Raw genomic sequence first — 10,436 nt, 5'->3', positions numbered from 1 at the left:
CACCCTGGCCGGAATGTCGGCCGCTTCGCCGCAGCGCTTCTGCACCAGAGCAACGGCAGCTTCGTCATTCTCCAGCAGCTTCACAGCCAGCCAGCGCACGGGCAGCCCGGCCAGAGCTTTCTCATGGGCAATCAGGCCCGCAAGCTCGGCAAGATACGGCTCCATAGGGCCGTAATCCACGACAAATGCAGATCTTGGGCCGCCTTCCGCCGCGGCGGTCAAAGCCGCGCGCAATGCCTGCACTCCACTGCTTTTCTTACCCACCGTGGGTACAACGGCAATGCCCAGTTCGCGGGCCAGCCCGTCCACATCAATCTTGATCGAGCGCCGTTCGGCCACGTCCATCATATTGAGAGCCAGCACGAGCGGCGTTTCCATTTCCAGCAACTGCAGGGTCAGATAGATGTGGCGCTTGAGGTTGGCCGCGTCAGCCACGTTGATGGTGACCTGGGGCGAGGCTTCAAGAATGAAGTCACGCGCCACTTTTTCTTCCAGCGAATACGAGGTCAGGCTGTAGGTTCCCGGCAGGTCCACAAGCTCCACCTTGCGGCCGCTGAGGTTAAAGTACCCTGTCTTTTTTTCCACGGTGACGCCGGGATAGTTCGCCACATGCTGGCGCGCCCCGGTGAGCATGTTGAACAACGTGGATTTGCCGCAGTTGGGCTGCCCGGCCAGAGCCGCTAACAAGGGGGAACTCATTGCCCGTCAACCTCCACAAGATCAGCTTCGTCATGGCGCAGGCTGACGTGGTAACCGTCCAGCTCAATTTCCACAGGGTCCACAAGCGGCGCATTGCGCACAACGCGCACTCGCGCGCCGGGGTAAAAACCCAGATCCATCAGCCGTTGGCCGAGGGCGCCGGTGGCGCTGATATCTTTTACGCTGCCGGTATCGCCCGGAACCATCTTGCTGAGTGTCATCAAATGCTCCTTGCTTACGCAACAATAACCGACGCGGCCAGTTCGCGTTCCACGGCCACCCGTGCCTCGCCCACTGCCACAAGAATTGGCCCGCCGTTATCGGCAAGCACGTCCAGTTCCACGCCGGGTAAAACGCCGATGGACTCAAGGCGCTGCAATTCTGCCTCTGCCGCATTGACGGCAAGGACAAAGACTGTCCGGCCCGTGCCGACCGTCTGAAGAGTTTTTGTGTGCGACATACTAACACCCGATATATAATGAAATTAAAATTGAATTTCGTTTTAGATACCCTTCTCTCGGCTTTACGTCAACACGGAAAAAATATTCTGAAAACACGCACAAACACCCTAAGGCCGCATTTACTTCAATACTATAAAAATATAAATTAATTAAATATGTTACATCAATAAAAGGGTACAGTGCGCGAGGCCAAACCCACAAAGAGGCCCATGCTGCAGAGCCATACGCACCAGCAAAACAGGCGCAAAAAACAGGCCGTAAAGAACTGCGCTGTGCACCTCTTCTTACGACATCAGATATCAATTATAGATATATATAAAACAAGGGCGTCCAGACGGCATGGACACAGGCGAAGCATGCACAGCACCGCTCAAGCCCACGGCGGACAGTCATCGTAGCACGGGTCTGGCTCCACTGCCCCGTTCCAAAGAGCGGACATACGACAGATTAAGCCCGCCTACCGGACAGTGTTGCCCGACATCTCTCTGCCACTGCCGTCCAACAGATCTCTGTCGCCTACAGCCCCGCCGCCTATACGGACTCTTTTTTCTTTGCCTTACGGCGCGGGTTCAGATTGCTTATAAGCACACCCGCCACCACAAACGCGCCGCCCACAAGCCCCAAAAAAGGCAGTCTTTCACCGGCCATGCGCCCGAAAATGGCCGCCCATACAGGTTCGCCCGCGTAAATCAGGGTGGCCCTTGTGGGCGAAATGCTTTTCTGCGCCCAGTTCATGACCAGTTGGATAAGGGCCGTGGCAAGCCCCAGGCCCCCGGCGCTGCACGCCAGCAGCCAGGAAAATTCCGGCACGGATTCCCCTGCCAGCGGCATCAGGCTGAAACTCAGCAAGGCGGTCACAGTCACCTGCACCACAGTAACCCTGCGCACGTTAACCGTACCCGCAAAATAGCTGATGAACAGGATCTCCAGCGCGCATGCCACGGCCCCCAGCAAGGTAAGCAGTTCCCCTGTGCTGAAGCCCGGCGAAACGCCGTCCGGCCCGGCCAGCATGATCAGCCCCAGCAGGGCGCAGCCGATGCCGAGCCAGCCCATCTTGCTGGGCGGACGCCGCATGAAGAGCCATTGCAACAGCGGCACTGTAGGTACATAAAACGCTGTTATAAAAGCAGATTTACTGGCGGTAATGGTTTGCAGGCCAAAGGTCTGCAAGGCATAGCCGCCCAGTAGCGAAAACCCGATGATCGAACCGGCAAAAAGCTCGTGCAAGGTCAGGCCACGCAGGACAGGCAGAGAAACCAGGGTCAGCGCCAACGCCGCCGAGCCAAAACGCAGGCCCACAAAAAACAGTGGCCCGGTCACGTCCAGGGCGTTGCGAATGATAAGAAAGGTTGTACCCCATATGATGGTGATACCCACCAAAGCCCATTCGCCCCGGCTGAGCTGAAAAATACTTTTGTCCTGCATAGGCGTGAACCTTTATCTCCTCTCTGGGCGGGCAGTACCCGCAGACGCGCTGCCCAAAAAACGGCAGACCGCCATGATAGCCCGCGCCTCTGCAAAAGTGAACCGTCTGGCGACGTCTTCGTCCGCCGGCTATGCCCGCAGGCGGCCGGACGCAAAAAAGCAAGGTCCCTTTGGCACAAAGGGACCTTGCCTGCGAAAGCGGTCAGGCCGGAAAGCGGGCGGGGGCCAAAACGCAAAACCGGGGCTGGCGCTACTGCGTATAGTGCTTCTTCATCTTGTAGCCAAACCACACAAAGAGCAGCCAGATGGGCGCCGCATAGACGGAAGCGGCCATATCAATCTGCACAAGCACCACAAACACCACCACCATGAAGATCAGGCAGAGATAGTTGGACCAGGGATGCCAGAACGCCTTGAAAACTATCTTTTCCCCGGTCTTTGCCTTGGCGGCCCTGAACCTCAGGTGGGTCAGGCTTATCATGGCCCAGTTGATCACAAGGGCCGTCACCACCAGCGCCATGAGCACCCCCAGAGCTTTGGCGGGCATGACGAAGTTCAGCAACACGCACAGCAGGGTTGCGCCGGAGGAAATCATCAGCGCGTAAACCGGAACTCCCCTGGCGCTCACAGCAGCCAGAACCTTGGGCGCGTTGCCCTGAAGCGCCAGCCCGTAAAGCATGCGGCTGTTACAGTAAACGCAGCTGTTGTAAACGGAAAGGGCCGCGGTCAGCACCACAAAGTTCAGCACATGCGCGGCCGAAGGAATGCCGATGAGGTCAAAAATCTGCACAAAGGGGCTGGCTACCATAGCCTCGGCCCACTGGCTTTTGCCCATGGAAGCGCCAAGCTGGTTCCAGGGGTGCAGCATCAGGAGCACCGTAAGCGCACCGATGTAGAATATCAGGATACGGTAGATGAGCTGGTTGACGGCTTTGGGAATGGTTTTTTGCGGATCGGAAGCTTCCGCCGCAGCTATGCCCACAAGCTCAAGCCCGCCGAAAGAAAAGCTCACCACCGCAAGCGAGGTGAACACGCCGCCCCAGCCCCTGGCAAAAAAGCCGCCATACTCCCAGAGATTGCTTACCTTGGCATCGGGTCCGGCGCCCCCGGTGACGAGCAGAAACGTTCCCAGCGCAATCATTGCCACAATAGCCGCCACCTTGATGGAGGCAAACCAGAACTCCATTTCGCCAAAAACGCCCACCTGAGCCAAATTGACCACATTGATGAGAATAAAGAAAAAAGCCGTGGTCTGCCACGGCTCTATGCCCGGAAACCAGTATTGCACATAAACGGCAACGGCCGTCAGCTCCGACATGCCCACCAGCACATAAAGAATCCAGTAATTCCAGCCGGAAAGAAGACCGGGAAACTCGCCCCAGTACTTGTAGGCAAGGTTACTGAACGAGCCGGCCACAGGCTCTTGAGCCATCATTTCGCCAAGCTGGCGCATAATGAGAAAGGCGATAAAGCCACCAATGGCGTAACTCAGTATGACGGCAGGCCCGGCCATCTGGATGGTTCCCGCAGATCCGAGAAAAAGGCCCGTGCCAATGGCGCCGCCAAGGGCGATCAACTGAATGTGCCTGTTTTTCAAGGCACGGTGAAGCTCTGGTGTTTCTTTTTTCATAGCCGGCTCGTGTGTTAAAATGATTCGGCAAGGCATATCAGGATAATGAAGCTTTGAAAAGCCGCCGGAACATGCCGCGCCGCTCTGTGCGGTCTTTTACGGGCATGTGGCGCAGGACAGCATTTTTTTGTCCCTTTGTGCGAAAAGTACATCCGCCCGCTGGACAGATGCCGCATGGTATCGTAAAATTTATTTGAAAAATAAAAATTTTAAGCTGCGTGCCGCGCGGCGGACGCCCGTCCGTGCGGGCGTCGGAATAACCAGCCCTGACGGGCATTAGCCGTCAACCACAGGAGACCGCCATGAGTACAGTTTTGGGATCGCTTGACCATGTTCTGCTGATGGCCCCCGGCCCCAGCCCCGTTGCCCCCAATGTTCTCCAGGCCATGAGCCTGCCCACCCTGGGGCATCTTGACCCCGACTGCATCAAGGTGATGGACGCCATCCAGGAGCAGCTTCGTGCCGTGTGCAAAACCGGCAACGTGGTCACCTTTCCCCTGTCGGGTACCGGCTCTTCGGGCATGGAGGCCTGCTTCGTAAACCTTGTGGAACCGGGCGACGCTGTGCTTGTGGTCAACAACGGCGTGTTCAGTTCCCGCATGGTCGAGGTGGCCTCACGCCTGGGCGCGGAGGTGGATGTGGTGGAAAGCCCCTGGGGTACGCCCGTAAAGGTTGAGGATGTCAAAGCCCAACTGGGCAAAAAGCATTACAAAATTCTGGCCGTGGTGCATGCCGAAACCTCGACGGGCGTCAACAATCCCATTGCCGAAATCGGTGAACTGGTCAAGGGCAGCGACACGCTTTATATGGTAGACAGTGTGGCCGGCCTTGGCGGCGTGGATGTGCAGGTGGACAACTGGGGAGTGGACGCGTTTTACAGTGGTTCGCAAAAGTGCCTTTCCGTACCTCCCGGCCTTGCTCCCGCCTCTTTTTCCGAAGCCGCCATGCAGGCCATGAGCAAGCGCAAACACAAGGTTCCCAACTGGTATCTTGATGTTTCACTTATCCGCAAGTACTGGGAAGGCTCACCCCGCGTGTACCACCATACCGCGCCCATCAACATGTACTACGGCCTGCATCAGGCCCTGGATAACCTGCTGACAGAAGGGCTGGATGCGGCCTTTGCGCGCCATAAGGCCATGCATCGCCGCCTGGCGGACGGCCTGGCGGAAATGGGCTTCAGCATGTATGTAAAGGAAGGTGCGGCCCCGCAGGTGAACCTTTTCATTCCCCCTGCGGGCGTGGACGCCAACGCCCTGCGCGCCTGCCTGCGCGAAAAACACAAGATCGAAGTGGCGGGCGGCCTTGGGGCGCTTGCCGGCAAGGTCATTCGTGTGGGCGTCATGGGTGAGGGCGCGCGGCCTGAAGCCATTGACAAGCTTCTTGCCGCCGTTCGGGCCTGCCTCGGCCAATAAGTCTTCACAAAACAGAAACGCGGGCAGCGGCCGGCCGCTGCCCGCGCCTTCCTCTCTCAGGCCTTTTTTGCATCAATTTTTTTCATGGCCGGCGCGCTTGTTCCGCAATGAACGCGACGCTCGCTGTTTCGCTTTTTTTCAATTTCTTCCGAAACCCTCCTGAAAAACTCCTCCGGCGGCACACGCAGCGCCTCGCAGATAGAGTAGACGGCATTGACCGTCGGTCGTTTCAGTTCCTGTTCAATATCGCGCAGATAGCGTCGTTCGAGACAGGCAAAGTCAGCCAATGATGACTTGGTCATGCCGCATTCTGCGCGCAGGGCCTCAATCACCCTTGCAATGGCGCCCGAAAGGTACGGATATACTTTCATAAGGTTTAATTACACCAAAACATGCCGATGAATATGAACTATAGCACTCACAAATCGAGAACTATAGTTTACATTTTCCCAATATTTATCATTTTTTTGCCGCCTTGAACCGAAAAATACTTCTTTAAAACTATCCATATATCAAGAATTCCTGTTGTTTATTTTTCCAGTACATATATACTTTACATAAATGACAAACTTTAAAACATTCATGTGCATAAATTTAAAATATTGCTATATTTATATATAACAAAAATTGATCACAATATTCTAGTTATGCATTACATATAATAATCATACATTAATAATACATGATTATTAATTCATAAATATAAGTACCAACAAACAGCATCAATAAAATATAAATATACGCCAACAACTTTAATATATGATATCCATAGCGAAATATATAAGTACATATTTATAAAAATATACATTAAAAAATGAGCGGCCTTCTTTCTACCGTGCGCTACAAAGTAACAATACGAACTGACATCATTACCAGGACGATATCGCCCCCTTTAGCGAATATATATTTTTCTACTTTTATTTCAAGGTATTAACTATAAAAAACTCAATATATCCCTAATTAAAAATATAAACTAGGTGCAATAAACTTTTGATACTTGCATCAACAATTCCATAAAGGTAGAGTGATTTATCAATTTACTGCGGATCTGCCGTGCAGTTGCGACAGATCCCCAAACTGGCCCCCTGTCATACCAGAATGCTGTGATATGCAGACACACTCTCTTACCCGTGCGCCGGTTGCGTCGCACTCCCCGAAGTCAAGCAACGGCCCCTGCAAACCTCAAAGCCCACATGACATGTCTGCCCTGGCAGCATTGAGCAAACGCTTCCCTAACGACCTGCGACCCCTGAGGAAAGCGCTCATGAAGAAGTTTCAATACAGAGTTTTTCTGCCGCTTCTCGCCATACTCTTCTATTTATTTTTTTCCACGCCCGCTCTTGCCGGAGAGGTCGTGCGCGTGGGCTTTTTTGATTTTGGCGACTATATGGCACGCGACCGGACCGGACACTACCGGGGAACGGTCTTTAAGATTCTGCATGAAATTTCAGTCAATACGGGAATGCGCTATAAAATTGTGGACTGCGGCGACTGGGCTCGCGGCCTGCATCTGCTCGAGCGCGGCCAGATAGACCTTTTGCCCTGCACCTTTTACCTGCCCGACCGGGAAGACACCATGCTCTTTCCCGACCTGCCCCTTGCCATTTCCTTTGTCACCATTGCCGTCAGATCGGACGACACACGCTACAGTCACGACACGCAGACGGCGTTTGACGGCATGCGCGTAGGCGTCATTCTCGGCAGCAGAGACGTTCCAGCCCTTGCGGCCCATGCCCGCAACCTGGGCATAAACATACACCCCGTTGCCTACACCAGCCGCGCGTCCATGCTACAGGCCCTGCACGACAAGGAAGTGGACGGCGTCGCCACCAGCCAGCCCAACATCAATACAAGCCTTCGCGTGGTGGCCCATTTTTCTCCGGAACCCTTTTATCTTGCCGTTACCCCAAAGAAACCGGATCTGCTTGCCATGCTCAACGCAGAGCAGCGCCGGATCACGCAACGCATTGCTGCCACTCATGAGCTGTACGGCAAATATCTTTCCGTCAATATGGCCGAACAGCCTCTTTTTACCCTTGATGAGCATCTGTACCTGAATGAAGGCAAGCCCGTTATCGTTACCTATGACCCCGACTGCCCTCCCCTGACCTGGGAAAATCAGAAAACTCGCGAATTTTCAGGCACGGTTGCTGACCTGTTCAATAAAATCGCAAAAATGACGGGACTCAACTTCCAGTTCATGCCCATGCCCATGGCCCAATCCCTGAGCATGGTCACCAGCGGAGAGGCGGACATTGTTTGTGCTCTTTCCGGAAACTTTTTATGGGATAAAGAACTGCGCATACGCACCACACGGCCCTATATGCGCACGGCGGTGGTTCAGGTATACCGCCATGACGGCTCGCCCCAGAACGGACGGCGCATGGCGCTGCGCCGGGGCTGCCTGATCTCTGCCCAGGTGGCCGCCGACAACAATGATAAAGAAGCGCGCTATTACGACAATCTCACCGAATGCCTTGACGCGCTCGTCAACGGCGAAGCGGACACGACCTATACCGACGTGTACGCTGCGGCCCACCTGCTGAAAGACCCGCGTTATGCGGGCCTGTCTGTGAATCCGGCGGACAAGTACTTCAGCAACCTCAGAATGGGCGTTTCGCGTCATGCAGACCTGCGCCTGTACTCCATCCTCGACAAGGGCCTGCAATCGCTGCCCGTCGGGGCCATTGGCGCAATGGCATCCGACACCGATCCCCTGCAGCGTGAGACCTCGCTCACTGAATTCATCAGTCAGAATCCCATAAGCGCTTTCAGCGCTCTTATGCTGTTTTTTCTCACTGTCACCCTGCTCATGGGCATCAACCTCGCCATCAAGTCCAGCAGCAATAAACGCATACAGATGCTGCTGCACCGTGACATGCTCACCGGCCTGCCCAATCTGTACAAATTCCGCCAGGATTGTGCCAAACTTCTCGGAAATACCGGCAAAAAGGCATATGTTCTGCTGTTTGGCGATATCAGCCAATTCAAGGCCATCAATGACCAGTTCGGCTTCTCCAGTGGGGACAACCTGTTGCGTGCCTACGGCGACATTTTGCGAAACAATGTGGCCGAAGGCGAGCTTTGCGCCCGTGCTTCGGCCGACATGTACTCGCTGTTTTTGCGTTATGAGGGATGGGAACTGCTGCTGGCGCGGCTGCGCCATATGGATGAAAGCCTGGACATCTGGCGGCAAAAGGAAGAAATGCCGTACAAGATCAAAACGGTATACGGAGCCTACATTGTCAGCGGCACAGAGGGGCGCGACGTACAGCTCATGCTTGACCTGGCAAACTATGCGCGCCGCGAGGCCAAGCGCAACGGCAGCACCCGTCTGATGCTTTATGACGAGCATATGCGGCAAGAGGCCCTGTTGCACCAGGAGCTTAACGGCAGGCTTGAAACCGCCCTCAAGGAGGGCGAGCTGGTTCCCTGGTATCAGATCAAGGTGGACATGCGCACAGGCGCCATTATCGGCAGTGAGGCTCTGGTGCGGTGGAACCACCCCACTCGCGGCCTGCTCATGCCCGACAGCTTTATTTCCCTTTTCGAGCGCAACGGCCTGATTATGGACATTGACATGCACGTGTTCACCCAGGTCTGCAAAGCCATGCAAAGCTGGCGCTTGCGCAACCTGCCGCTGTATACGGTTTCATGCAATTTCTCGCGCGTACATTTCGATCGGCCCGAATTTCCCCGGCAACTGGCAGAAATAGCCGACCGCTACGCCATCCCCCACGAACTGCTGGAAGTGGAAATAACCGAAAGCGTCATCATGAAAAATCCCGAAGCGGCCTGGTTGCGTCTCATCCAGCTCAAACAGTACGGATTCAAGACCGCCATTGACGACTTCGGCGCGGGCTATTCCTCACTGGGGCTTGTGCAAATGCTCAATGCCGATGTCATCAAGATCGACCGCAGCTTTGTTTTGCGCGACCTGCCCGGCCAAAGAGCGCAGACAGTGCTCGGCAATATCATACGCATGGCTTTGGATCTTGAAATGTCAGTGATTTGCGAGGGGATCGAAACCGCCGAGCAGGCAGCCATCCTCATGCGGCTTGGCTGCTTCAAGGCCCAGGGCTACTACTATGCCCGGCCTGAACCCGAGCACGAATTTGAGGCCCGCCTGGCAATGCTTATCACCTAGATGTAGAGCGCCTTTGGGAATGTACGTTCCAGATGTAGAGCAGATTACCTTTGAGAATGTATATTCTCAAAGGTAATCTGCTCTATCGAAAATGCCGCATGCTGGAAAAAACATGCTGCGACGTAAACGTCCTTGACTCTGGCAGCCGTCCTGCCGCTCAATCCGGAGGGGGGAGTGCGCCGTCGGGCGACGCCGGTAAAAGGCAAGACATTGGGGAACGCGCGGCTTTTTTGAAGGGTTAAGGCTTAAAATCTAAAGCGTTATGTGTCGGCGCTTTCTTCATTTTTCTTCTGCTCCATGCTGTGCAGGATAAGGCTCATAAGCCGCCTCGTCTGCATTTCAGCATCGAACTCGCGCAATATGGTCTGTTGCGCGCCAACACGAACCTGTCCCAACGAGGGGGCATTTTCCAAGGCATCGGCTATAGTGCGCGCCATGCCTTCCGCGTCCCAGAAGCTGCACAGAAAACCGTTGACGCCGTCCCGGATGATCTCCCGCACAGGCGGCGTATCAGAGCCGATAACCAGCGTTCCGCAGGCCATGCCCTCCAGCAGGCCGGTGGTCAGCGCATGGGGCGCGGCCAGGTAGACATAGGCCGTAGAGGAGCGCAAAAGCTCCCGATATTCCCTGAGCGTGCGCGGCCCAAGCACATGCACGCG

At 55.0% G+C, this 10,436-nt stretch carries 9 protein-coding genes; 2 read left to right on the top strand and 7 right to left on the bottom strand.

What is annotated here, in order from left to right; translation table 11 throughout:
• The 5 genes from V6C07_RS04480 to V6C07_RS04460 form a co-directional block, all read right to left on the bottom strand.
• Window positions 1–699 (bottom strand): FeoB small GTPase domain-containing protein (locus V6C07_RS04480; RefSeq protein WP_333535165.1); only part of this gene is annotated, 699 nt, incomplete at its 3' end.
• Window positions 696–920: a FeoA family protein gene (locus V6C07_RS04475; RefSeq protein WP_333535164.1), complete on the bottom strand. Its 225-nt coding sequence runs from the start codon at window positions 918–920 to the stop codon at window positions 696–698. The genes V6C07_RS04480 and V6C07_RS04475, both read right to left, overlap by 4 nt.
• 14 nt (window positions 921–934) lie before the next feature.
• Window positions 935–1,159, bottom strand: coding sequence for a FeoA family protein (locus V6C07_RS04470; protein ID WP_333535163.1), 225 nt, complete (start codon window positions 1,157–1,159; stop codon window positions 935–937).
• A gap of 532 nt (window positions 1,160–1,691) precedes the next feature.
• Window positions 1,692–2,585 carry a DMT family transporter gene (locus tag V6C07_RS04465; protein ID WP_333535162.1) on the bottom strand — a complete coding sequence of 298 codons (894 nt, stop codon included), beginning with the start codon at window positions 2,583–2,585 and terminating at the stop codon, window positions 1,692–1,694.
• Between the two features lie 250 nt (window positions 2,586–2,835).
• A complete protein-coding gene (locus tag V6C07_RS04460) occupies window positions 2,836–4,215 on the bottom strand; it encodes an amino acid permease (RefSeq protein WP_333535161.1) in 1,380 nt (459 codons plus the stop codon).
• A 302-nt stretch (window positions 4,216–4,517) separates the two neighbouring features.
• On the opposite strand from V6C07_RS04460, the gene V6C07_RS04455 reads away from it, so the two are divergent.
• Window positions 4,518–5,630: a pyridoxal-phosphate-dependent aminotransferase family protein gene (locus V6C07_RS04455; protein ID WP_333535160.1), complete on the top strand. Its 1,113-nt coding sequence runs from the start codon at window positions 4,518–4,520 to the stop codon at window positions 5,628–5,630.
• A gap of 56 nt (window positions 5,631–5,686) precedes the next feature.
• Here the strand turns inward: V6C07_RS04455 and V6C07_RS04450 are convergent, their stop codons facing one another.
• Window positions 5,687–6,001, bottom strand: a complete 315-nt coding sequence (locus V6C07_RS04450; protein WP_333535159.1) for a helix-turn-helix domain-containing protein — start codon at window positions 5,999–6,001, stop codon at window positions 5,687–5,689.
• 893 nt (window positions 6,002–6,894) lie between these two features.
• On the opposite strand from V6C07_RS04450, the gene V6C07_RS04445 reads away from it, so the two are divergent.
• Entirely contained in the window at window positions 6,895–9,777 is a 2,883-nt protein-coding gene (locus V6C07_RS04445; RefSeq protein ID WP_333535158.1) for an EAL domain-containing protein, read from the top strand.
• A 260-nt stretch (window positions 9,778–10,037) separates the two neighbouring features.
• Here V6C07_RS04445 and V6C07_RS04440 read toward each other — a convergent pair.
• The coding region (locus V6C07_RS04440; RefSeq protein ID WP_333535157.1) for a glycosyltransferase at window positions 10,038–10,436 on the bottom strand (399 nt) is incomplete at its 5' end.

The organism is Desulfovibrio sp. 1214_IL3152, assembly GCF_036763055.1.
Classification (GTDB): Bacteria; Desulfobacterota; Desulfovibrionia; order Desulfovibrionales; family Desulfovibrionaceae; genus Desulfovibrio.
Note: the sequence above shows the minus strand (reverse complement) of the source record. Positions and strands in the feature narration are given on the sequence as shown.